The 23,416-nt window shown below is 36.9% G+C and carries 21 protein-coding genes; 8 read left to right on the top strand and 13 right to left on the bottom strand.

Features of this window, described 5'->3' with window-relative positions:
* Positions 1-3 precede the first annotated feature (3 nt).
* From wecB to rfbB, 6 genes are read right to left on the bottom strand one after another with little or no spacing between them, the layout of a single operon-like run.
* Positions 4-1,140, bottom strand: coding sequence for a non-hydrolyzing UDP-N-acetylglucosamine 2-epimerase (wecB, locus tag I9192_RS00415; protein WP_005034706.1), 1,137 nt, complete (start codon positions 1,138-1,140; stop codon positions 4-6).
* The gene (locus I9192_RS00410; protein ID WP_005034708.1) at positions 1,137-2,399 is read right to left on the bottom strand and encodes a flippase; all 1,263 of its coding nucleotides are present in this window, start codon (positions 2,397-2,399) and stop codon (positions 1,137-1,139) included. Before I9192_RS00410 ends, wecB begins: the two co-directional genes overlap by 4 nt.
* 52 nt (positions 2,400-2,451) lie before the next feature.
* Positions 2,452-3,024 carry a dTDP-4-dehydrorhamnose 3,5-epimerase gene (gene rfbC, locus I9192_RS00405; RefSeq protein ID WP_005034711.1) on the bottom strand — a complete coding sequence of 191 codons (573 nt, stop codon included), beginning with the start codon at positions 3,022-3,024 and terminating at the stop codon, positions 2,452-2,454.
* A 36-nt stretch (positions 3,025-3,060) separates the two neighbouring features.
* Positions 3,061-3,963, bottom strand: a complete 903-nt coding sequence (gene rfbA, locus I9192_RS00400) for a glucose-1-phosphate thymidylyltransferase RfbA (protein ID WP_005034713.1) — start codon at positions 3,961-3,963, stop codon at positions 3,061-3,063.
* Complete coding sequence (rfbD, locus tag I9192_RS00395; RefSeq protein ID WP_010590917.1) at positions 3,960-4,868, bottom strand: dTDP-4-dehydrorhamnose reductase; 909 nt, start codon at positions 4,866-4,868, stop codon at positions 3,960-3,962. Before rfbD ends, rfbA begins: the two co-directional genes overlap by 4 nt.
* Before the next feature lie 15 nt (positions 4,869-4,883).
* Positions 4,884-5,954 (bottom strand): dTDP-glucose 4,6-dehydratase, encoded by a 1,071-nt coding sequence (rfbB, locus tag I9192_RS00390; protein WP_005034717.1) that lies wholly within the window; start codon positions 5,952-5,954, stop codon positions 4,884-4,886.
* A gap of 389 nt (positions 5,955-6,343) precedes the next feature.
* Between rfbB and I9192_RS00385 the strand changes: the two genes are divergently transcribed.
* The 5 genes from I9192_RS00385 (at position 6,344) to I9192_RS00365 (ending at position 11,728) form a co-directional block, all read left to right on the top strand.
* The gene (locus I9192_RS00385; protein WP_005034719.1) at positions 6,344-7,444 is read left to right on the top strand and encodes a polysaccharide biosynthesis/export family protein; all 1,101 of its coding nucleotides are present in this window, start codon (positions 6,344-6,346) and stop codon (positions 7,442-7,444) included.
* 1 nt (position 7,445) lies between these two features.
* Complete coding sequence (locus tag I9192_RS00380) at positions 7,446-7,874, top strand: low molecular weight protein-tyrosine-phosphatase (protein WP_005034721.1); 429 nt, start codon at positions 7,446-7,448, stop codon at positions 7,872-7,874.
* A 21-nt stretch (positions 7,875-7,895) separates the two neighbouring features.
* Positions 7,896-10,091: a polysaccharide biosynthesis tyrosine autokinase gene (locus tag I9192_RS00375; protein WP_005034723.1), complete on the top strand. Its 2,196-nt coding sequence runs from the start codon at positions 7,896-7,898 to the stop codon at positions 10,089-10,091.
* Positions 10,092-10,280: 189 nt separating this feature from the next.
* Entirely contained in the window at positions 10,281-10,991 is a 711-nt protein-coding gene (locus tag I9192_RS00370; protein WP_058972003.1) for an FKBP-type peptidyl-prolyl cis-trans isomerase, read from the top strand.
* Between the two features lie 47 nt (positions 10,992-11,038).
* Positions 11,039-11,728: an FKBP-type peptidyl-prolyl cis-trans isomerase gene (locus I9192_RS00365; RefSeq protein ID WP_005034729.1), complete on the top strand. Its 690-nt coding sequence runs from the start codon at positions 11,039-11,041 to the stop codon at positions 11,726-11,728.
* A gap of 76 nt (positions 11,729-11,804) precedes the next feature.
* On the opposite strand, the gene murJ is transcribed toward I9192_RS00365, so the two are convergent.
* Together murJ and ampD are read right to left on the bottom strand one after the other, a co-directional pair.
* Positions 11,805-13,355: a murein biosynthesis integral membrane protein MurJ gene (murJ, locus tag I9192_RS00360; protein ID WP_171067104.1), complete on the bottom strand. Its 1,551-nt coding sequence runs from the start codon at positions 13,353-13,355 to the stop codon at positions 11,805-11,807.
* Between the two features lie 75 nt (positions 13,356-13,430).
* Entirely contained in the window at positions 13,431-14,018 is a 588-nt protein-coding gene (gene ampD, locus I9192_RS00355) for a 1,6-anhydro-N-acetylmuramyl-L-alanine amidase AmpD (RefSeq protein ID WP_005034734.1), read from the bottom strand.
* A gap of 153 nt (positions 14,019-14,171) precedes the next feature.
* Between ampD and nadC the strand changes: the two genes are divergently transcribed.
* From nadC to I9192_RS00340, 3 genes are all read left to right on the top strand, one after another.
* A complete protein-coding gene (gene nadC / locus I9192_RS00350) occupies positions 14,172-15,017 on the top strand; it encodes a carboxylating nicotinate-nucleotide diphosphorylase (protein WP_005034737.1) in 846 nt (281 codons plus the stop codon).
* Positions 15,018-15,166: 149 nt separating this feature from the next.
* Positions 15,167-16,330: a tetratricopeptide repeat protein gene (locus I9192_RS00345; RefSeq protein ID WP_005034738.1), complete on the top strand. Its 1,164-nt coding sequence runs from the start codon at positions 15,167-15,169 to the stop codon at positions 16,328-16,330.
* 172 nt (positions 16,331-16,502) lie between these two features.
* The gene (locus I9192_RS00340) at positions 16,503-18,377 is read left to right on the top strand and encodes an LTA synthase family protein (RefSeq protein WP_005034739.1); all 1,875 of its coding nucleotides are present in this window, start codon (positions 16,503-16,505) and stop codon (positions 18,375-18,377) included.
* Positions 18,378-18,385: 8 nt separating this feature from the next.
* Here I9192_RS00340 and I9192_RS00335 read toward each other — a convergent pair whose 3' ends face one another.
* The 5 genes from I9192_RS00335 to I9192_RS00320 form a co-directional block, all read right to left on the bottom strand.
* A complete protein-coding gene (locus tag I9192_RS00335) occupies positions 18,386-18,550 on the bottom strand; it encodes an ABZJ_00068 family colistin stress protein (protein ID WP_005034741.1) in 165 nt (54 codons plus the stop codon).
* 238 nt (positions 18,551-18,788) lie between these two features.
* Entirely contained in the window at positions 18,789-20,969 is a 2,181-nt protein-coding gene (locus I9192_RS00330) for a phosphocholine-specific phospholipase C (protein ID WP_005034742.1), read from the bottom strand.
* Between the two features lie 21 nt (positions 20,970-20,990).
* A complete protein-coding gene (locus tag I9192_RS22440) occupies positions 20,991-21,119 on the bottom strand; it encodes a hypothetical protein (RefSeq protein ID WP_257790579.1) in 129 nt (42 codons plus the stop codon).
* Positions 21,120-21,287: 168 nt separating this feature from the next.
* Positions 21,288-22,004, bottom strand: coding sequence for a ribonuclease PH (rph, locus tag I9192_RS00325; RefSeq protein WP_005034744.1), 717 nt, complete (start codon positions 22,002-22,004; stop codon positions 21,288-21,290).
* Positions 22,005-22,188: 184 nt separating this feature from the next.
* Positions 22,189-23,325 carry a Bcr/CflA family efflux MFS transporter gene (locus tag I9192_RS00320; RefSeq protein WP_005034745.1) on the bottom strand — a complete coding sequence of 379 codons (1,137 nt, stop codon included), beginning with the start codon at positions 23,323-23,325 and terminating at the stop codon, positions 22,189-22,191.
* Between the last annotated feature and the right edge of the window lie 91 nt (positions 23,326-23,416).

Genomic DNA, 23,416 nt, shown 5'->3' with positions numbered 1-23,416 from the left:
ATCTCATTTACTTAATTCTGTATAAATTTCGACGATTCTAGAACATGAATTCCCATCACCATATGGATTATAAGCACGTGCCATTTTTTCATATTCCTCATTGTCATGAAGTAGTTTTTGGGCTTCAATCACTAAAGTTACTTTATCACAACCTATCAATTTAACTGTGCCAGCTTCAAGTGCTTCTGGACGTTCAGTCGTATCACGCATCACTAACACTGGTTTTCCAAGTGATGGAGCTTCCTCTTGAATACCACCACTATCCGTAATAATAAAATATGCTTGATTCATTAGAAAAATGAACTCTTCATACTGTAATGGTTTAATCAAATAAATATTTTCAATATCAGATAAAATTTCATTGACAGGTTTTTGAACATTTGGATTTAAATGGACCGGATATACAATATCAATATTAGGATTATTCTGGGCTAATTCCTTTAAACCTTCACAAATATTAACAAACCCTTGACCAAAATTTTCACGCCTATGTCCTGTGACTAAAATAATCTTTCGTGTTTCATCTAATCTATATTGATTGCAAATATTTGATTTAATTTTCTGCTTTAAAGTTGGTTGATGTTCAATTCTTCGCAAGACATATTTCAAAGCATCAATAACAGTATTTCCTGTCACATAAATATTTTCATTTTGTTTCCCTTCTCTTAATAGATTATTTTTACTTTGTAAAGTCGGCGCAAAATGGTAAGTTGATAAAACTCCTGTCAATTGGCGATTTCCCTCCTCGGGCCATGGAGAATAAATGTCAAAAGTTCTTAAACCTGCTTCAATATGACCAACTTTAATCTTAGAGTAGAAAGCTGCTAAACTAGTTGAAAATGTTGTAGAGGTATCGCCATGCACAAATACTATATCTGGCTTGAAATCCCCTAAAACCTCTCTTATTCCTACTAAAACATTTGCTGTAATATCATACAGATCCTGACCTTTTTTCATGATATTCAAATCATACTCAGGAACAATATCAAAAATCTCTAAGACTTGATCCAACATTTGTCTATGCTGAGCAGTCACACAAACTTTCGTTTCAAAATTATTATTTTTTTTGAACTCTTTAACTAATGGAGCCATTTTAATCGCTTCTGGGCGTGTACCAAAAACAATGAGAATCTTTTTCATAATTTAAACCTATAAATCAATGCCAACATACAAATAGTTAGAAGCACTTCACCTACAATCATTGAAACTATCACACCATTGATCAATAAATGTGGAATTAATACTAAATTCAAGAATACTGTAATCAGTCCAGCCACAATGAATGAAAATGTATAAAATTTATCTTTTCTTGACGCAGATAAATATTGTATGCCAATAATGTTATTGATCACTCCAAAAAACAACCATATCATCATAACTGCCAAAATATAGCTATAAGGCTGAAAGGCTATACCGTACACCAAGGCGATTATTTTTTCGGAAAAAATAGCAACTGTTACTCCTATAAATAGTGCCATTCCACCAATAATTAAAGCGACTTTTCTTATATATAATCTTGCTGTTTCTTCATACATAACTTTTCTACAACTTATAGGATAAAGTGCTTGTGTAATTGGGGCAAATAAACCCACTATTGCTCTAAATAATCTTTCCGCTGCCGAATAATATCCAACTATTGTGTTTGTTGATACAAAAGACAAAACAACTGTTCCAGATGAGATTAGTAAATTTCCAAGTAATGATGTATAAAATAAATTTGATCCACCCTGCAAATAACTGATCACAATATTTATTTTTTGAATCTTGAATTCAATATCAAACTTTTTATAAACCAAAAATAAAGAATAAATTCCTGCACATATCGCTCCAAGTGAAGTCAATAATGGAACCAATAAATAATCAGAACTCTGTTTAACCAAAATAAAAATAGTAATAGTAAAAAATACTTTGGATATGATGTTTATAATAGTAATATAGCGCATTTGCTCTATACCCTGAAAAAACCATACAGGAAATAGAATTTGCCCTAGTACTGTTCCAAATGTTAGATAGTATAACCAAGGGTCAACACTAAACTTATTAAATATTATAATTAAAATTGTAAGTATAAATAATGAAACAATAAAAAGTATAAATTTTATAGTCATTACTGAACTAAAAATTTCACTTAATTTATCTTTGTCATCGCGATGAAGTGTAACTTCTCTTGTTGCAGTAAAGTTGAAACCATAATCCGTTAAAACAATAAAATAACCTATTATTGCTGTTGCAAAAGCTAATAAACCAAAGTTTTCCGCACCTAAAACTCGCACAAGATATGGTAGGGTCAAAAGGGGTAAAATATAGTTTAGACCCTGCAACATTGCTAGGGAAAAGAAGTTACCTAAAAATCTTCTTTTCTCTTCGTTATGTATTAATTTATTAAATTTAGCTAACAACGTTGTAACTCATCTCAATCTCTTTACATGTTTAATATGATTTTAAAAGCAACTAACTTAATCTTAATCCTTTCATAATATTAAGTGTAGATACCTCGGCATCCTTATTACTTACTAAAATATTATCAATGTCACCTATTGGCCATTCAATCGCAATAGCTGGATCATTCCATACAATTCCTCTCTCACTTTTTTTATTATAATAATTTGTGGTTTTATATAAAAATTGAGTATTGTCCTCTAATGCAATAAAACCATGTGCAAAACCTTCAGGAATCCAAAATTGCTTATGATTTTCACCCGAAAGTTCAACACCAACCCATTGCCCATACGTTTCTGAGCCTTCTCGAATATCAACAGCCACATCCCAAGCACGCCCTTGAACTACCCGTACAAGCTTACCCTGTGCATATGGGTCAAGTTGATAATGAAGACCTCTCAATACACCTTTTTGAGATAAAGAATGATTGTCTTGAACAAACTGAGGAATATTTAAACCGCGCTCTTGGAGTATGAGTTCAAAAGCTTTCTGATTAAAGCTTTCCATAAACCAACCACGGTCATCCCCAAACACTTTAGGTTCAAGTATTAAAAGGCCTTTAATTTTTGTTTCAATTACATTCATTTAGTTCTCTACCCAGGCTTTAAGCTTGATTACAAATTAATCTTTTGATTTCTTTTGGTGTTCTTGGTACAATTTTAACAAATATTGACCATAACCTGTCTTCTTAAAAAAAGTTGCTCTATTGAATAACTGTTCAGCATCAATCCAACCATTATTAAAAGCAATTTCTTCTAAGCACGCAATTTTCAGTCCTTGGCGATGCTCAACTGTTTGAACAAATTGACTTGCTTCAAGTAACGACTCATGTGTACCTGTATCCAACCAAGCAAATCCTCGACCAAGTAGTTCAACATTGAGCCCTTCTTGTTGTAAATAGACATTATTTACATCAGTTATCTCTAACTCACCACGATGTGATGGTTTAATATTTTTTGCAATTTCAACCACCTTATTGTCATAAAAATAAAGTCCAGTAACTGCATAATTTGATTTAGGTTGTTTTGGTTTTTCTTCTATGCTTAGCGCTTTGCCGGTTGAGTCAAAGTCAACCACACCAAAACGTTCAGGATCATTAACATAATATCCAAACACAGTTGCCCCAGTTTGTCGTTCAGAAGCCCGTTTTAACTGTGCTCCAAAGCTTTGTCCATAAAAGATATTATCTCCGAGGATAAGACAAACATTGTCATTACCAATGAAATCTTCACCTAAAATAAAAGCCTGAGCTAAGCCGTCTGGTGAAGGCTGTACTTTATAAGAAAGTGTTATTCCCAACTCTTCTCCCGTACCTAATAACTTTTCAAAATTAGGTAAATCTTCTGGTGTTGAAATAATAAGAACTTCATTAATTCCAGCCAACATCAACACTGATAAGGGATAGTAAATCATCGGTTTATCATAAATTGGAAGGAGCTGTTTTGATGTACCCATTGTGATCGGATACAAACGTGTTCCAGACCCACCAGCAAGAATAATACCTTTACGTTTTATTTGGCTCATTTAATTATTTCCTCTAAAACTTGTGCTACACCTAACTTCCATTCGGGTAGATGTATTTTAAAATTTGTTTGTAGTTTCATGGTATTTAAACGCGAATTTAATGGACGTCTTGCAGGTGTTGGATATGCCGATGTTTCAATCGGATTGACTTTTTGAATTACTAAATTTTGACCTTTTTGTTTTGCAAAATCAAAAATAAACTGCGCATATTCATACCATGAACATTGACCTGTAGGCGCAAGATGATAGTGACCATGTAACTGTTTTTGTTGATCTAAACCAGCCAGTAAGTAATATTTCAAAGCTTGACAAGTAACATCAGCAATCAAGGCAGCTCCTGTTGGAGCACCTATTTGATCATCGATAATATTTAACTCTTCACGACTTGATGCTAATTTCAACATGGTTTTGATAAAATTATTACCATGTGAGCCATATACCCAACATGTTCTAAAGTTGATATATGCGCACCCACTTTTTTCAATAGCAATTTCACCCAATCGTTTAGTTTGTCCATAAAGATTTACAGGCTCAGATTGATCATTTTCAGACCATGCTGTTCCTCCCTTACCATTAAACACATAATCCGTCGAATAATGGATCAGCAACGCCTTTTCTTTTACACAAAGTTCAGCAAGTTTTTTAACAGCAAGATGGTTAATCAGATCAGCATTTTCTTGATCTGATTCAGCTTGATCAACAGCTGTATATGCGGCAGCATTGACTACGATATCTGGTTGAACTTTTTCAAATACATTTTTAATTTGATCAAAATTTGCTAGATCGCCACATAAACCATTTTTATTAATCGTGCGGTCAAGAGCAATGACTAGACCTACTGGCTGTAAGGCACGTTGCAACTCCCAGCCAACCTGCCCATTTTTTCCAAGTAATAAAATCTTCATCATAGTATTCAAAGCTTAATCATTTTCAGATTGATATTGTTGCTTGACCCAATTTTTATATTCACCACTTTGAACATTTTCAACCCAATCCTGATTAGACAAATACCATTCAACTGTTTTACGAATGCCTGTTTCAAAACTTTCCTCAGGAACCCAGCCTAAATCTTGCTTAATCTTACTTGCATCAATCGCATAACGTAAGTCATGCCCAGGACGATCTTTTACAAAGGTAATCAATGTTTCGTAAGGTCGGTTATTTATTTGCGGTTTTAACTCATCCAAAATTTTACAAATCGTTTTGACCACTTCAATATTTTGTTTTTCATTGTGTCCACCAATATTATAAGTCTCACCTACCACACCTTCGGTAACAACTTTATAGAGTGCGCGCGCGTGATCTTCGACAAATAACCAATCACGAATTTGATCACCCTTGCCATAGATAGGTAAAGCTTTACCATCTAAAGCATTTAAAATCACCAATGGAATCAATTTTTCAGGAAAGTGATAAGGACCATAATTATTGGAGCAATTGGTGACAATGGTGGGTAAGCCATAAGTTCTCTGCCATGCTCGAACTAAATGATCTGAACTGGCTTTACTTGCAGAATAGGGTGAGCTTGGTGCATATGAGGTTGTCTCTGTAAAAAGATCACTTGTATTTTCCAAATCACCATATACTTCATCCGTTGAAATATGGTGAAATCTAAAGGTCTGTTTTTGTTCTTGGGACAATGTTAACCAATATTTACGAGCGACTTCTAAAAGTGTATAGGTCCCAACGATATTCGTACTAATAAACTCTGCTGGCCCATCAATCGAACGATCCACATGAGACTCAGCCGCTAAATGCATGACTACATCAGGCTTAAACACTTCAAAAGCTTGCGTTAATTTTTCTGTATCGCAAATATCAATTTGTTGGAATTGGTAACGACGTTCTGTATCTATTTCTTTTAATGACTCAAGATTACCCGCATAGGTTAATTTATCTATATTAAGCACTTCACTTTGGGTGTTTTTTATAATATGTCGCACCACTGCTGATCCAATAAAACCCGCACCACCAGTCACCAAAACTCTCATAAAAAATCCTGCAAATCGTTTTAATAAATATATCGTTAAAGTATTTCAATATCATTCACTCATGCAATATAAGTATGATCACAAAGCGTGCTTTTACTCACATTTACAACTGTAAAGATTATATCTAAACTCAAGTTAAAATCATATATGAAAAGCTTTTATCCAAAGTAATTTAGCCGCTATATCATGCCATTCAAGATTAGTATGGGACACTTTATTCTTTCTATATTCAAAAATCATTGCAAAGATACAACTCAACACAGTTCTTTTTCGGTTTTAATACAATTACAGCGATATAAGAAGATACCCAACCTGTGTTTTTTAGCTTACAATCCATCTTCAAGATTTAATTCTAAGTAACAACGCAATATAAAATAAGGGTTTTGAATGTGAAGTATCCGTACACATCACTGTTGACTATTTTAGCCATATCGATTTCATTTTCTGGTTGTGCAATCACTTCAGGGCTTCAAACCTATGATTTACCAGAACAAGGGCAATATAAAACAGATCAAGGTGCAGAACTCTCAGTTGTTCAATTAACCCAAACCACCATTCCAAGTCTAAATATTACCAATCAAGCCCAATCTAGCGACCTTGCTTCATTGTTTCATCATCAACAAAATACTTATCGTTTAAGTTCAGGGGATGTTCTTTCTATTCAGCTTTGGGCATATCCTGAAATTACACCTCCTATTCAAGATGCAACCAACATCAAGGCTGTAGGCTATCCAATTGACTCAAACGGCAATGTTCAACTCCCTTTAGTAGGTTCTGTACGTATTGCAGGCAAAACTTTAGCGGAAACTAATCGTTTTTTACACAATCAGTTTGCAAAATATTTAAAACATCCAGATGTGGTTGTGCGTGTACTGTCTTATGAAGGGCGTCGTTATTTTGTTAATGGTCAAGTCATGCGTAGTGGACAATATACTTTAAATGACCAACCGATCAGTATCTATACTGCATTAGGTCAAGCCGGTGGTATAGACACTAAAACAGGTGATACCACAAATATTCAACTGATTCGAAATGGTCAAACTTATAATTTAAATACCATTCAGTTAGAGAAACAGGGACTGTCTCTACATCAGTTGTTGATTCAACCGAATGACACCATTTTCGTCCATACCAAACAAGATCAAAAACTTTATGTGATGGGTGAGTCCAGTCGAAGCCAAGCACTGACTTTACGTGATCAAGGCATGACCTTGAGTGATGTACTTGGTGAAAGTGAAGGCATTAGTCCTTATTCAGCAAGTGCCGCACGAATTTATGTCATGCGTACTGACTTAAATACCAAGCAATCGACTATTTATCATCTTAACTTAAGTAGTTTAGGTAATTTGGCTTTAGCCAATCAATTTGCTATGCAAAAAAATGATATCGTTTATATTGATGCTACAGGTTTAACCCGTTGGCAACGTATCATGAATCAAATTATTCCATTTTCAAGTGCTTTATATAGCTTTGACCAACTGGGTAAATAAGATGCAAATCCAAAATATACTGGTGGTCTGTATTGGCAATATTTGTCGAAGCCCAATGGCAGAGTTTTTTTTAAAGCAGAGTCACCCTAATTTAAGTATTGAGTCTGCTGGTCTTTCCGCAATGGTTGGACATAGTGCAGATGATAAAGCCATTGCTTGTATGGATGCTTTAAGTATTGATATGCGTAGTCATATTGCACGACAAATTAATGCAGAACTAATCAAAAAAGCAGATTTGATCTTGGTGATGAGTAAAAATCAGTCTCAACATATTGAACAAAAATGGCCATTTGCTAAAGGTAAAGTGTTTCGTCTAGGACATTGGCAAGGTCAAAATGTGCCTGATCCTTACCAACATGATCAAGCTTTTTTTGATGAAACATGTAAAAATATCCAAGCCTATGCCAAAGATTGGCAATCACATCTATAAATTTTAATTAGTTGTTTACCTATGAATCAAAATTCAAAAACTAATGATGATACGATTGACTTAAAAGAGTTGTTTTTCTCTTTAATCGCCCAATGGAAAGTGATTGCGCTTTGTATCATTTTAAGTTTGATCTGTGCGCTACTTTATTTACGTGTCACCTCCCCAGTTTACTCCACAGATGCAATGGTACAAGTGGAAGATGGTAAAAGTGCCGCATCAGCAGCGCTTATGGGTGAACTTAAAGATGTAGCGGGCGGTTTAGGACAAAAATCTCCTGCCGATGCTGAAATTGAGATCTTAAATTCACGTCTGGTACTTGGAAAAGTCATCAAAGATTTAAATCTAGATATTCAAATCCAAGACAATGCTGATACTTTTTTACATCGATTAATTTCTAAAGACAAAACAAAACTCACTTATACTGCTCAAACTGTTGATTTTAAGAAAAATCAATCTAGTTTTTCTATTTTAAAGTTTGATGTTCCACAATATTATTATGATAAAAAGCTAACATTACATTTTATCGATAAAAATCAGTTTAATCTAAGTTATCAAGATCAAGTTGTGTTTAAAGGCACTCTTAATCAGCTTAATCAAACTCAAGACAGCAAAGGTCTGTGGTCTATCCAAATCAATAGCTCAACACCGTTCCAGCAAGATTTTACAATTACTAAATTTGCACTTCCTTCTGCTGTGAAACTGATGCAAGAAAGCTATTCTGTTGCAGAAAAAGGTAAAATGACGGGGGTGATTGGACTAAGTTACAGTGGTGGAGATCAGCAACATATTACTCAAGTGTTAAATCATATCCTTAATGTTTACCATCAACAAAATATTGAACGTAAAACCCTAGAATCTAAACAAACCTTAAGTTTCCTTGATCAGCAATTGCCAGAACTAAAGCAACAGCTTGAAGAATCCGAAATTAAATTTAATAAATTTCGTGAACAATACAACACCGTTGATGTCACTCAAGAATCAGAGTTGATGTTAAAGCAAAATGTTGAATTGGAAAAAATGCGTATTGAGTTAAAGCAAAAGCAAGCGGAATACTCGGCCAAATACACCCCTGATCATCCGCTGATGACCGAGATCAACGCACAACTTGCGGCAATTCAAAAAAAATCGACTGAGTTGAATCAAGCGATTAAACGTTTGCCTGAAACACAACGTCTGTACTTACAACTGTATCGTGATGTTAAAGTCAATACTGAACTTTACACCTCTTTATTAAACAGCTATCAGCAATTAAAAATTGTAAAAGCAGGTGAAATTGGTAATGTCCGTATTATTGATACCGCTGTCGAACCTGTAAAACCAATTAAGCCTAAAAAATTGATTGTACTGATTCTTTCTATTTTTGTAGGTGGTTTTATTGGTGTACTGATTGCTCTACTTCGTAATATGCTTGCATCGGGCATTAAAGATTCTTCTCGTATCGAAAATGAACTTGATTTACCGGTTTATGCAACTGTGCCCCGCTCTCCGATTCAGGAAAGCCGAGTACAATTGCTGAAAAAGAAAAAGTCGATTCCGATCCTTGCAGTTAAGAATAGTGAAGACATTGCAATTGAAAGTTTACGCAGTATTCGTACAACCATCCATTTTGCATTGAACAACGCTAAAAATAATATCATTGCGATTTCAGGACCTGCACCAGAAATTGGTAAATCCTTTATCTCAACCAACCTTGCCGCAATTTTTGCGCAAGGTAATAAAAAAGTCCTTTTGATTGATGCCGATATTCGTCGTGGTTATTTACATAAATACTTTGACCATGATACGGCGCCAGGTTTAACTGAATATCTAACCAATCAAAGTTCTTTAGAACAATGTATTGTCCATTCAAGCACTGTAAGTCATCTAGATTTTCTGCCTCGTGGTAAAAATCAAGGTAATGCAGCTGAAATGCTGAGTTCACCGCGTTTTAGTGAATTGCTTTCACTACTGTCTCAGCAATATGATCATATTATTATTGATACACCACCGATCTTGGCGGTGACGGACGGTATCATCATTTCACAATTTGCAGGTGTCAACTTGGTGGTTGCGCGCTATGCCAAAACACAGATGAAAGAGTTGGAGCTGACTGTGAATCGCTTTGAACAGGCAGGAAGCAAAGTGAATGGGATTATTCTCAACGATGTTCAAGCCACAGCTGGTGGTAATTATGGCTATAATTACGCTTATGCTTATACATCTACTAAAGATGATTAATTTTAAATAAGACAAAAAAGCCAGATTCATTCTGGTTTTTTTATGCTGGGTCAATGGGCAATATAACTGTATATTTTTAGTTGTTCAGCTCAGATAACTATATCGTTTAGACTAAAGAAGTTATATGCTTGAGCAGTTTATGTTCATCTGTAAATGAACTTGTTAAAAGATTAAAATTTGGAAATTTTTATGAGTAAAGCCTTACCCATCGCAATCGCTGTAATCTTAGGTGGTGCTGCACTTGTTCCTGTTTATTATGCATCTCAACACCCTGCTGATGTAAACAGTAGTCATTCAATGTCAAAAGACGCAAAACCTGTAGAAAAAATCAGTTATGCGCTTGGTTATGAAGTTGCCAGCCAAACTCCTCCAGAAGTTGATGTCAATACCTTTATCAATGGTATTCGTGATGGTCATGCGAAAAAGCAACGAGCCTATACCGATGAAGAACTACAAAAGGCCTATGTTGAGTTTCAAAAAGAAATGCAACAAAAGCAATTGCAACAAACGAAACAGTCTAATGCATCAAGTGATGCTTTCTTAGCAGAAAATGCAAAGAAAGAAGGTGTTAAAACAACTGCTTCAGGATTGCAATATAAAATCACCAAAGAAGGCACAGGCAAACAGCCATCTGCGACTTCACAAGTCACAGTGCATTACAAAGGTCAACTTTTAGACGGTAAAGTGTTTGATAGCTCTTATGACCGTGGTCAACCCGTTGAGTTTCCTTTAAACCAAGTGATTCCAGGGTGGACTGAAGGTTTACAACTGATGAAAGAAGGCGGTAAAGCGACCTTGTATATTCCTGCAAAATTGGCGTATGGTGAGCAAGGTGTGCCTGGAACGATTCCTCCAAACAGTACACTCATTTTTGATGTTGAACTGATTCAAGTGAAATAACGTTTAAAAAAAGGAGAGGTTTACTCTCCTTTTTTGGATTTTTAATTATGAAAAAGACACTGATTGCACTCAGTATGAGTTTACTAAGTAGCGTTGCTTTTGCTACACCCATTAACAATAAAAGCACTCAGCAAGATCAACTTGGCTACAGCTATGGTTATGTCATGGGGCGTAGCAATGCTGATACACTTAAACAGATCAATTTAGATGCCTTTATTCAAGGGATTAAAGAAGGATCTACAGGTCAAAAAGCTGCATTGACCGATGAAGAAATGGCCAAAGCATTAGCGCAATATAAACAGCAGACTGAAGCTAAACAGTTACTAGAATTTAAAAAAGCGGCTGATGAAAATGCGCAACTCGGTGAAAAATTTCTTGCTGAAAATGCAAAAAAAGCAGGGGTGATTACACGCCCAAGTGGTTTACAGTACAGTATCTTGCAACAAGGAACTGGAAAATCACCTTCAGCAAAGTCTAAAGTATCTGTCAATTATGAAGGTCGCTTACTGGATGGCACTGTATTTGATAGTTCGTTTGCACGCAATGAAGCTGTTGAATTCCAAGTCAGCCAAGTCATTCAAGGCTGGACTGAAGGGTTACAATTGATGAAAGAAGGTGCTAAATATCGCTTCTTTATTCCAGCAAAACTCGCCTATGGAGACATGGGTGCAGGTGATGCGATTGGACCAGACAGTACCTTAATCTTTGATGTAGAACTGTTGAAAGTGTTACCTTAGTTTCTTCAGTATAAATATTAAAAAACATCGCTTAATCTGCGATGTTTTTTATTTCTAATAAGCATCAATCTTATCGTTAATGCTTTAAATGTCTTGGTCTAAACCCCGATGCAAGTAAAGCAACAGCATAAGCAATTACGCCGACCAGACATAAACCCACTACTTCAAGAATCCGGATCCATTGAGAAACGCTACCATCATACCAAGTTAAAGCGCACCATAACGCTGCGATCATGGCGATATTGGCAATCGCAAACTGAATGAAAAGTTTTTTCCAATGTGCGCCAAAACGGAAAATGTCTTTTTTATGCAAATAAAAATACAACATCCCGGCATTCACCAAAGCTGAACCAGATGATGCAATCGCTAAAGCCATATGCTCTGCTTGCCAATTAATTAATTTAAAAATACCAATAAAGATAATATTTAAAATGGCATTAGCAGCAACGGCCATTAGTCCAACGCGTACAGGGGTTTTGGTATCCTGAATCGCATAGAAACCTGGTGCAAAGACTTTAATCAACATAAATGCCAATACACCGCCACTCATACATTGCAAAGCCAATGCAGTCATCTGTGTATCACGTGCATCGAAAGCACCATGCTGGAAAAGTGCTTGAATAATTGGGGTAGACAGCATAAATAATGCAATACTGGCAGGAACACCCACCAGAACAATCACACGTGCAGCCCAATCTAACATTCTACGGAACTTGGCTTGATCTTGTTCAGCTTTACTCACCGAAAGCGAAGGAAGAATCACGGTACCAATCGCCACACCGATCAGCCCTAGAGGCAATTCAGTCATACGCTCTGCGCTATATAACCAAGATACAGAACCATCTTGCATAAACGATGCCCAGATTGTATTCAGTAACAAGTTAATCTGCGTCACCGAGACCCCAAATAAAGCAGGTAACATCAGCTTTAAGATTCGGTCCACACCCTCATGTTTAAAATCAACTTTAGGTGGAATCAGTAATTTTTTCTTCCAAAGTTCAGGAATTTGTATCGCAAGTTGTAAAACCCCTGCTGCAACCACAGCCCAACCTAAGGCCATAATCGGCTCTGCCATATAAGGTGTTAACCACCAAGCCCCTGCAATCATCGCAACGTTGAGCAGCACAGGTGAGAACGCAGGTGAAGCAAAAGAACCGTAACTGTTTAAAATACTGCTGGCAAAAGCGGTCAATGACATAAACATCAGATATGGAATCGTCAAACGAAACATATCGACAGCAAGGTCAAATTTAGCAGGGTCACTGTGGAAGCCAGGTGCGTAAACATACAAAATGACAGGTGCAATAATCATACTGATTAGCGTTAATAATGACATCACCATTAACAAACAACCAAACACTCGACTAATCAAAATTTGCACTTCAGCATGCAGTTTTGTAGTTTTATATTCAGTGAGGACTGGAATAAATGCTTGAGAAAAAGCCCCTTCAGCAAATAATCGCCTGAAAAAATTGGGAATACGAAAGGCAACAACGAATGTGTCAAAATCTTTACCTGCACCAAAGACATTGAGTAGGACCATGTCTCGTACCAAACCCAAGACTCGAGACAGCATGGTCATTGCACTAACAATAAAGGTGGATCGCCACAGCGCCATCGTATTCACCTAGTTAAAATAAAGTCGCTATTGTAATTAAATATTCTCAAAATTGCGTTGTTAAATCATAAACAGAAATCTATTTTAGCCATCTTTTTCGATACTGAATTTTTTCTGTGTCAAATCTTCCCGAAAACGTTGCCATTCAAAGTGTGTTCCAGGATCTGTTTTCCGACCTGGGGCAATATCTGAATGCCCTGCTAAATGATGATCAGTCTTCGGATAAGCTTGTTGCAAAGCAGCTACCACATCAACGAGCTGTTGATATTGCACTTCTTCAAAGTCGAGATCGTCACTGCCTTCCAATTCAATGCCAATGGAATAGTCATTACACTCCACTTTCCCCAAATATGATGAACGTCCTGCATGCCAAGCACGATCATTAAAATTAACAAACTGGATAATCTCGCCTGTTCTTAATATCAATAAGTGGGTAGAAACTTGCATCCCTTGAATGGTTTGAAAATAAGGATGAATTGACCAATCTAATTGATTTTGAAAAAATTGTTCGATATATCCACCACCGAACTGTGATGGCGGCAAACTGATATTATGAATGACAATCAGCTGAATCTCAGTATTTTCGGGACGTTGATTATAATTTGGAGATGGAACTTGTCTTGCGCCAATCAATTGACCATTTACGACCTGAAACCTTGATGCCGATTGCATATCTTATTCCTACAGGGCTTGTTTATTTTCAACAAAGCGAATTTCAATATTTTAGTGTACTCTCATCCATATAAAATAAAAACTTCTTCAAACTTGCAATGACAATGCTAATATATCGCTCAGTTTTTAAGGGCGACAACAATAGGGATATCCATGAGCATACCTGAAGCTTTGCTTGAACAATCGATTCAAATTAATATTCAACAAGCACTCCAAGAAGATATTGGCGATGCGGATATCACCGCCCTACTCACGCCAGAAGATGAGCAAGCAACAGCAACGATTATTTCACGTGAAGACATGGTTCTTGCTGGGCAACCTTGGGTGAATGCCTTGATTAAAGCCTACGATCCAACAGTAAAAATCACTTGGTTGAAAAATGATGGCGATGTCGTCAAAGCCAATGAAACGATCTATCAATTGGCAGGTTCTGCACGTAGTTTACTGACAGTGGAACGCCCAGCATTGAATTTTGTTCAGACTTTATCTGCTGTCGCAACTAAAACTGCAGCATATGTAAAATATCTGGAAGGCACAGCAACCAAACTTTTGGATACACGCAAAACCCTACCCGGTTTACGCATTGCACAAAAATATGCGGTGGGTGTAGGAGGTGGACAAAATCATCGTTTGGGCTTATTTGATGCTTTCTTAATTAAAGAAAACCATATCATGGCAGCAGGTGGAATTGCACAGGCGATCGCCAAAGCACGTCAAATTGCACCCAACAAGCCCGTTGAAGTTGAAGTTGAAACATGGGATGAACTGAATCAAGCCCTTGAAGCTCAAGCTGACATTGTGATGTTAGATAACTTTAGCCAACAGCAAATGATCGATGCAGTTAAGCATGTTGCGGGACGTTGTAAATTAGAGGCTTCAGGCAATATCACCTTAGAGACTTTAACTGAAGTGGCGCAAACCGGTGTGGACTATATTTCAATGGGTGTCTTAACTAAAGATGTTAAAGCTATTGATTTATCAATGCGTTTTAATGGCTAAATACTCGGAATATCTCTTGATCAAGCAGTACCACGGTACTGCTTTTTTTATTACAAAATATAACGATCAGTGAATAAATAATCAGCTACTTTTATGCTCAATATACTTTAAATAATCAATAAATCATCTGTATAGATAAGAGATAAACAATGAAAAATCATATTCTATCTTCATCACTCCTCGCTTTAGCGATTCCGATTTTCAGCCATGCAGACACCGTCAATGTTCATGTGTTAAGTGCAACCGTCAAAGATCAAAATATTGCCAATGCCGAAGTGATTTTACAAAAGAATGGTGAACACTCTGCCTCAAGCTCTACCAATGTCGATGGACGAAGTACAGTCAATAGCAATGGTGCAGACGGCGCTGATAATTTACTGATTATCAAAAAATCAGGTTATTCAACACTTGTGGCAAAATGCCCATGTGATGGTATGACCTATGCACTCAGCCCTGTGCTTAAAGATTTAAACAGTATGCGTATTGTCCTGAACTGGGGCAAAAATCCTTTGGATCTTGATTCACATTTAAGTTATAAAAATCAGCATGTTTACTGGGACAGTAAACAAGGCTTATCAGCAAATCTAGATGTCGATGATACTGACTCTTATGGTCCAGAAACCGTCACCATTGATCAACGTCTTGAAGGTCAATATTACGTTTATTCAGTGCATGATTTTTCAGATCGTGATCGACCCAACACAAACAATCTATCCAATAGCCAAGCCAAAGTCATGGTCTATGCAGGAGAGTCGCTGATTCGTTCCTATTATATCCCGACAGGTCAAACCGGGAATTTATGGACTGTCTTCCGAATTAGCCCAGAAGGCGAAATTCAAGACATCAACCGTATTTCTGGAACCACCGTGAATGCCAGTCAAGTTGGTTCAAGCATCTCGAATTATCAAAATCAAACTACACGGGTAAATATAGTTCCTGTTTCTACTGATGCACAGAAGCGAGCTAAAACGCTCAACCTAAATGCAGATAAAGCTTATAAAAATAATCAGATTGAACAAGCAGCCATGCTCTATCAACAATCAATTGACTACAATCCGAATGTTGGCCAAACCTATAGTAATCTTGCCGTGGCCTATCAAAAACTCAATCGTGCCTCAGAAGCATTATGGGCAAATCAAAAAGCGATTGCTTTGGCGACCAATGACAATACCAAAGCGTATTCTCATTATAATATGGGTAAAATCTATGAAAATAACCAGGATTTTGCCCAAGCCAAACATCATTATCAATTGGCAAATCAATACAAGCCAAGTGAGACTTATAATGAAGCAATACAACGAGTAAGCCGTTAAATCTTAAGCCCAAAAAATGAGTCATTTCTTTGGGCTTTTATCTTGGTTAACTCAGTCAAAATTTTAGTTAAAAAGTTTAATTTGCTTACAAAATAGACAGTTTTTACATAGAATAATTGCCTGAATCAGCCTATAATTTTTGGCTCTCCAAGACTTTGCTAAAATTAGGCCGATGAAGACGTTGAAACAACAAGTTTTGTTTTTACTTGTCGCTTTTTTATCAGTATTTGCTTTTTTCTTATACCAAGAAGATATCACGCGTTTCTTTCAATTACGTGACATCTATCTAAAGCCACGCCTGTATAAATATGCTTTTTCTATCTTACTGAATTATGCTTTCATCAGCTTATTCTATTTAATTTTAAGAAAAACCTTTGCAACGATTTTACTGAGCCAATTTATTATTTTTTTACTCAGTTTTATCAACATTAAAAAAGAGCAATATCTTTCAGCCAGCTTAGTCCCTAGTGATTTTTTATTATTTAAAGAAACCTTTATTGCTTCCCCCATCTTATTAAAAATTGCTGTTTTTGCTGCTATCGCGGTGTTTATTGCATTGTTTGTATTTTTATACCGTAAAGAAAAATTAGGTAGTAAACCCTTACTCTTAACCAATAGCATTCTATCTTTTGCGATTCTTGGATTTTTTATTACTGCTAATTTTAAAAATAATTTTAGTGAATCCTGCGCCAATGCTGCAAAAAATTCGATTTGTCAGTATGCACAATACTTACCCAATACACGTGGTGATTGGATTGGTGATCATTTAACTATTCGATATTTGGGATTTCCAACATTCTTCTTTTCTAAGACCGTGGATGGCTTAAACAATAAAATATTCCAAACTGAAGTGATTCCTGAAGAAAAAGTGGCGACGCTTTATCAACCGATGATGGATGAGAATCAACAAGCGACAACATCGAATCTAGAATCCGAGGATCAGTCTCAGCAACAACTGCCCAATATTATTTTTGTCATGAGTGAGTCGCATTGGGATGCTACAAAATTAGACAAAAGCATTCCTCGGAATATCACCCCAACAATCAATAAAAATCAGGTTTCTACTGTACTTTCTCCAAGCTTTGGGGGTGGTACTGCCAATGTTGAATTTGAAGTATTGACCAGTTTAAATACCTATTTAAATCACAATGAATTGGCTTATGTATCAAAGCTCAAACGCCCAACCTACTCATTGCCGATGTATTTAAATAGCTTAGGTTATGAAACAACAGCTATGCATAATAATGGTAAATATTTTTATAACCGTAGCGCTGTTTATCAAAATCTAGGTTTCAACCGTTTTACCTCGATTGAAAATATGATCAACATGGCTGACCGTGCCAAATATATCAATGCTGCAGGTTGGGCAACAGATGATTTGATTTATAGCAGTATTGAAAATCAACTGAAGAATACAGATAAACCGCAATTTATCTATGCGATCAGTGTTGAAAACCATCCGATGTATAGCGATGATCGTTTTGGTAAAGACCATTTTAAAATCACCAAAGACGGCATCAGCGATAACAGTAAACGTGCACTGAATACCTATTTAACAGGGATGCAGCGTGCAGATGATAAATTGAAAATGCTGATTGAAAATGTCAAACAGCTTGAGCGTCCTACGATTGTCATATTCTTTGGTGATCATTTGCCAAATTTACAAAAAGTATATGATGAATATGGCTTTTTTAAATCTGAACAAGAAAAAGCTGAAAAGAAAGATGTGCGTTTCTTTGAAACACCACTTGCTGTATGGGCAAACTTTCCTATTGACCGAAAGCAATTTAAAGGACCTTTTGTTGCTGCACACTTCCTTGCACCTAAAGTGCTTGAAGCAGCACATGTTCCCCTTTCACCCTATTATCGCTTTGTGAACAATGTCAGCTCTTGTTATCGCACTGTTCATCAAACAGGTATACAGACACAAAAATCTTGTGAATTTAATCAAGCTGAGATTTTACAGCAGTACAAAGACATGAATATGGATGTCTTGAATGGCAAGAACTTTACTTACCAGATTTTAAAATCGAAAGCTGAAAGCTAATGGTTGGTTCAGGAAGATTCTGCTGAATCTTTCTGATCAACTTTTTGTTCAATCTGCTGTTGTTGATCATTGTTTTTGACTTCAAATTCTTTGCTTTCAAAATCCTCCCGGCGAGGATCTCCTGCCATCAACATAAAAGTAATCACTGCAAATAGAAAAATCAGAATTTTCATAAAATGCCCCAACAACTCAATAAAATTTCACCTATTCTAAAAAGACTTGTTTCAAAACCCTTGAAGACTCTGTAGATAAAACATAGGACATTGTGCTGATTTATGTATCTATTGAAGTAAATAGATGATTGGAAGCTTAAACATGTAATTTTGCGCAAATAATGTGGTCTTTGATCAACTCAAAAAATAAGGTGCAAAACGCACCTTATTTCAAGCTGAACAATCAAATACTGAAAGATTAAGACTCGATAAATCCCATATATGGATCAGAGAAAGAGTCTTTACCCGTTTCAATACGTCCAGCAAAACGGCGTTTAAAGGAACTGTCGCCCTCGATCGTGACAGTAAAATCATACCAACCACCAAAATCAGACATATTCCAGTTCAATTCCTTTTCCGTTGATGCTGTTTCAATATTCCACGTTTTATTCGGCAGATAGGCATTGGCTTTTACCATCAGTTTTGCAGGTTTACTTGCATCATGACGAACTTTTAGATAGATCTTTGGATCACACTCTTCAACACACACCCGCACTTCTGCCAACGACTCAACCTGTGCAGATTTAGTCAAATCTCCAGCAAAACCACGGTGAAAACCGTTAGGTCCCAATACCCACAAATCATATTTTCCAGTGGTGGTGTTCCATACGTCATCCAACTGCTTTCCTGCTTCAACCATATAACGGCGAGGGATTGCTTCAAGATTCAACTGATCATAAACATGGAATACTGCTGCGTGTGTTCCGGTATTAGAAAACATTAATTTGACTGTTTTTGCCGCCAAATCGACTTTCGCACTGCTATGTAAAATGTAAGGTAATGCACGGGATAAACGTGTTCCGATCTCTTGAACTGGGTAAACCTGACTCAAAGGGCGTGAAACTTGAGGCAATAAAGCCTGTGCATTTCGAATTGCATCCGCTTCACTTTTGGTTTTCTTACCCATCAATTCTTCAATCGCAAGTGTATTTGGATTCTTAAAATCAAATGCTGTTGTCAAATCTCCACATACTGCCCTGCGATATGGACTAATATTGGGTTCTTCTACCCCAAAACGCTGTTCCAAGAATCGGATCACCGAAGAGTGATCAAAAACCTGTGAATTCACCCAACCTCCACGACTCCACGGCGATATCACATACATCGGCACACGAATTCCCGGACCATATACCCCAACACCATTACTGATTTTTGGGTCAGTAAAGTTTGGTTGCCCAGCTGAAGCTTTTGCATGTGTTGCATATTCATAAGAAATTTGTTCATCGGTCAATGTGGTTTTACCTTGCATTTGACCTGAACTGTCTTTAGATGGCGCACTTGGTGAAGGAACATGATCAAAGAATCCATCATTTTCATCAAAATTCACCAATAAAACGGTTTGACTCCAAATTGCAGGATTTTCGGTCAACGCATTTAGCACTTCTTGAATATACCAAGCACCTTGAACAGGGCTTGATGGTCCAGGATGTTCACTGTAGGTTGCAGGAGCGACCATCCAACTCACTTGTGGCAATTGACCTTTGGCAATATCTTCTTTAAAGGAACCCAGAAATCCACCATCAGGCATGGTATTGGCAATCCCTTTATACAAAGGCTGTGTTGCATCAATTGTAGGATCGTAGGCTGGACAAACGGTACTATTATTGACGGGTTTACCTGACAACTCATTGGCACGACGATATTGCTTAAATCCAGCCAAAGGATTGTCGGTAAAGTTATCTGGCATATTTTGATAAACTTTCCAAGTTATACCTGCTTGTTGTAAACGCTCAGGATAGGTCGTCCAATCATAGCCCGTGGTTGATGGACCAATACTATCCAAATCATTCACCACACTTGCCACACCCGCAGCTTTAGGACCATTCGAACCCGTCCATAAGAACATACGGTTAGAGTTCGTACCTGTGTGCATGGCGCAATGGTATGCATCACATAAGGTAAAGGCATTGGCAAGTGAAAACTGAAATTCAACTTCTTTCTGTTTGTAATATCCCATTGATTGAGGCTGTTTATATTGCACCCAGTTGCCCATACGCCCATGGTTCCAAGCAAACTGACCATCAGTCCATGAATGGGGTGTACCACTGACACGTTGTGCATTGCCACGAGTACTATCTAAATGGTAAGGAAAAATTTTATTTTTATCTTTGTCGTATTGTTCCCAAACTTTGCGGTTGTCTGATAGTGGAATCGTAAAACGATCACCAAAGCCTCGAACGCCTTTGAATGTTCCAAAATAATTATCAAATGAGCGGTTTTCTTGAGTCAAAATGATGACATGCTTTACATCTTTAATTGTGCCTGTTTCGACTTTGGCATCAATCGCTAAGGCTTTTTGAATGCTGGCTGGAAAGCTAGCTAAAGCGGCTGTACCAAAGATTGTTTTTGTAGAATTGATTAAAAAATCACGACGTTTCATGTCTATTTCCTTATATTTTTATTATGGTGCGCAATGTACTTTACAAGTGGGTGCTGGCGGATTCGTCGTTGATGTTTCGTTGTTATCATCATTACAAGCACTGAGCAGTACACTCAGACTCGTCACTGCAATCAAGAGGAAATTTCGCATTGTCCTATCCATGAAATAAATGTAGCCATAGTCAATATGATCCCAATGACAATAGGGTGAAGTTTTAATGGCAATTTCATGACGATCAAAATACACCACTATATTTTTCACATAAAAAAACGCATCCGAAGATGCGTTAGATTTATAGCAATTTAGATGATGAAGGAATTACCAACCCAAGGCTTCTTGCTGCTTTTTGACCAACTCTTGGATTCCTTTTTCAGCCATTTCTAACATTGCATTGGATTGAGCACGGGTAAAAGGTTTATCTTCTGCTGTACCTTGAATTTCAATAAATTCACCCGCTTGAGTCATCACTACATTCAAGTCAGTTTGACAGTTAGAATCTTCTTCATAACAAAGATCAAGTAACACTTCATCTTGATAAATCCCGACTGAAATTGCAGCGACCAAGCCTTTTAGTGGGTCTTGTTTGATTTTTTTCTTTTCTAACAACACATTCATCGCATCAATCAATGCAACCGCAGCACCAGTAATTGAAGCAGTACGTGTCCCACCATCCGCTTGAATCACATCACAGTCAATTGTAATCGTATTCTCACCCAACTTTTTCAAGTCAACCATTGCACGTAAGCTACGACCAATCAAACGTTGAATTTCTTGAGTACGCCCTGATTGCTTTCCACGAGCCGCTTCACGATCACTACGGGTATGGGTAGAACGTGGCAACATGCCATACTCAGCAGTTACCCAACCTTGTCCTTGTCCTTTTAAGAAACGAGGTACTGAATTGTCAATACTTGCAGTACACAGCACTTTTGTATGACCAAATTCAACCAATACAGAACCTTCCGCATAACGTGTGTAGTTACGAGTAATTTTAACTTCACGTAATTGATCTAATGCACGTTGGTCGATACGCATAGTGTGTCCTTATTGGATTCAGAAATAATGCGGCTAAGTATAACAGATACTCTAGTGTTGGTTTTGTTACAAGATGGTGGTTTTTGAAATTGCTGAGTCTACGTTGCTGACTGACAGATTGGTCCAAACCACTTGCATGCGACGGAGCATCATCTTAAAAATAATTGGATCAATGTGAAAGTTTTCATACATCACGATGCCGAAATAAATTTATGCATAAAGTCGCCACACTACAAATCAATAATACTGCTGCCAAATTTTGTCCCCAACCAGCCAAAACTAATCCCCCACCTAATAATAAATAATACATCAAGCCCAACAGTGCGCCTGCTGTACCTAAACATTCAGCATAGTGTTTAAGTGCTGTCGCAAGAAGATTAGGGATGGCAAGCCCATATGCAACCATGATCAACAGTACAGGAAAAATAAATAACCAACTCTTGATGGCTAGAGTGATACAGATCAAAATACTCCCCAAAATCGCAATCAATGCCGCAATGGACACCAAAGTATGGGGATTTACATTTTTATTAAGCAAAGATTTATTCAGTAATGCGCCAAAAATGGCGCCTAAGGTCAAACACAGACCGCTCAATCCAAACACCCATGATGAGGCTTCTAATATTTGAAAATAGAAAGGAGACAACTGATAGTAAGCAAAAAGATTGATATTAAAAAGTGCAACCAAAAATGCGTTTTTCCAAATCTCATTATCTTTAAGCATGGCAATAAGAATATGAAGAATAGGAACTTTTTTATTGTTTTTAACAAGCGTCTCAGGGAGCTCAAATACACACCAACACATAAGCAGGATTGAAAATAGCGCTAAACCTAGAAATACACCTTGATATCCCCACCATGTTGTGATGAATGCACCAAATACCATACCTAGAGCTGGGCTAAGCGCAAGTAGAATACCAATAATGGAAAAAATCTTGACCAGCTCCTTGCCTTTGAAAGTATCTCGAATAATGGTTTGTGTTCCGATGGAACCCACAGCAGCGCCAAATGCCGAGAACATTCTGGCAATGATTAGATCATCAAAAGTACGACATAAAATCGCAGCAATCGAGGCAATCGCATAAATCAATAATCCACCCAATATCGATTTTCGTCTTCCTAAAATGTCACACATCTGCCCCCAAAAGACGATACCCAACGCAAAGGCAATGAAATATAAAGAGATCGTTTGACTCGCCTTTTCAGAACTTATATGGAATCCATGTGCAATATGAGGCAGTGCTGGGCTGTAGATCGTCTCAACAACTTGGGGAAACATCATCAAAACAGCCAGTAAATAAAATATAGATTTCTTTAACATTTTCTTTTGAATACGTTGAATTGAACCATCGAGAAAAATAACAAAATCAAATTTTGAGAGATATAATCATAAAAGACATATTATTTATAAA

Origin of the sequence: Acinetobacter bereziniae, from assembly GCF_016576965.1 — a bacterium.
Taxonomy (GTDB): domain Bacteria; phylum Pseudomonadota; class Gammaproteobacteria; order Pseudomonadales; family Moraxellaceae; genus Acinetobacter; species Acinetobacter bereziniae.
This window is presented reverse-complemented; position numbering and strand designations above follow the sequence as displayed.

Excerpts from the sequence above, each read along its gene's own strand:
- I9192_RS00330 (WP_005034742.1), bottom strand. The coding sequence starts at position 20,969 with ATGAAACGTCGTGATTTTTTAATCAATTCTACAAAAACAATCTTTGGT.
- I9192_RS22440 (WP_257790579.1), bottom strand. The coding sequence starts at position 21,119 with ATGCGAAATTTCCTCTTGATTGCAGTGACGAGTCTGAGTGTACTGCTC.
- rfbD (WP_010590917.1), bottom strand. The coding sequence starts at position 4,868 with ATGAAGATTTTATTACTTGGAAAAAATGGGCAGGTTGGCTGGGAGTTG.
- rfbC (WP_005034711.1), bottom strand. The coding sequence starts at position 3,024 with ATGAATGTAATTGAAACAAAAATTAAAGGCCTTTTAATACTTGAACCT.
- I9192_RS00320 (WP_005034745.1), bottom strand. The coding sequence starts at position 23,325 with ATGTTAAAGAAATCTATATTTTATTTACTGGCTGTTTTGATGATGTTT.
- ampD (WP_005034734.1), bottom strand. The coding sequence starts at position 14,018 with ATGCAATCGGCATCAAGGTTTCAGGTCGTAAATGGTCAATTGATTGGC.
- I9192_RS00365 (WP_005034729.1), top strand. The coding sequence starts at position 11,039 with ATGAAAAAGACACTGATTGCACTCAGTATGAGTTTACTAAGTAGCGTT.
- I9192_RS00375 (WP_005034723.1), top strand. The coding sequence starts at position 7,896 with ATGAATCAAAATTCAAAAACTAATGATGATACGATTGACTTAAAAGAG.
- rph (WP_005034744.1), bottom strand. The coding sequence starts at position 22,004 with ATGCGTATCGACCAACGTGCATTAGATCAATTACGTGAAGTTAAAATT.
- I9192_RS00380 (WP_005034721.1), top strand. The coding sequence starts at position 7,446 with ATGCAAATCCAAAATATACTGGTGGTCTGTATTGGCAATATTTGTCGA.
- I9192_RS00345 (WP_005034738.1), top strand. The coding sequence starts at position 15,167 with ATGAAAAATCATATTCTATCTTCATCACTCCTCGCTTTAGCGATTCCG.
- nadC (WP_005034737.1), top strand. The coding sequence starts at position 14,172 with ATGAGCATACCTGAAGCTTTGCTTGAACAATCGATTCAAATTAATATT.
- rfbB (WP_005034717.1), bottom strand. The coding sequence starts at position 5,954 with ATGAGAGTTTTGGTGACTGGTGGTGCGGGTTTTATTGGATCAGCAGTG.
- rfbA (WP_005034713.1), bottom strand. The coding sequence starts at position 3,963 with ATGAGCCAAATAAAACGTAAAGGTATTATTCTTGCTGGTGGGTCTGGA.
- wecB (WP_005034706.1), bottom strand. The coding sequence starts at position 1,140 with ATGAAAAAGATTCTCATTGTTTTTGGTACACGCCCAGAAGCGATTAAA.
- I9192_RS00335 (WP_005034741.1), bottom strand. The coding sequence starts at position 18,550 with ATGAAAATTCTGATTTTTCTATTTGCAGTGATTACTTTTATGTTGATG.
- I9192_RS00340 (WP_005034739.1), top strand. The coding sequence starts at position 16,503 with ATGAAGACGTTGAAACAACAAGTTTTGTTTTTACTTGTCGCTTTTTTA.
- I9192_RS00370 (WP_058972003.1), top strand. The coding sequence starts at position 10,281 with ATGAGTAAAGCCTTACCCATCGCAATCGCTGTAATCTTAGGTGGTGCT.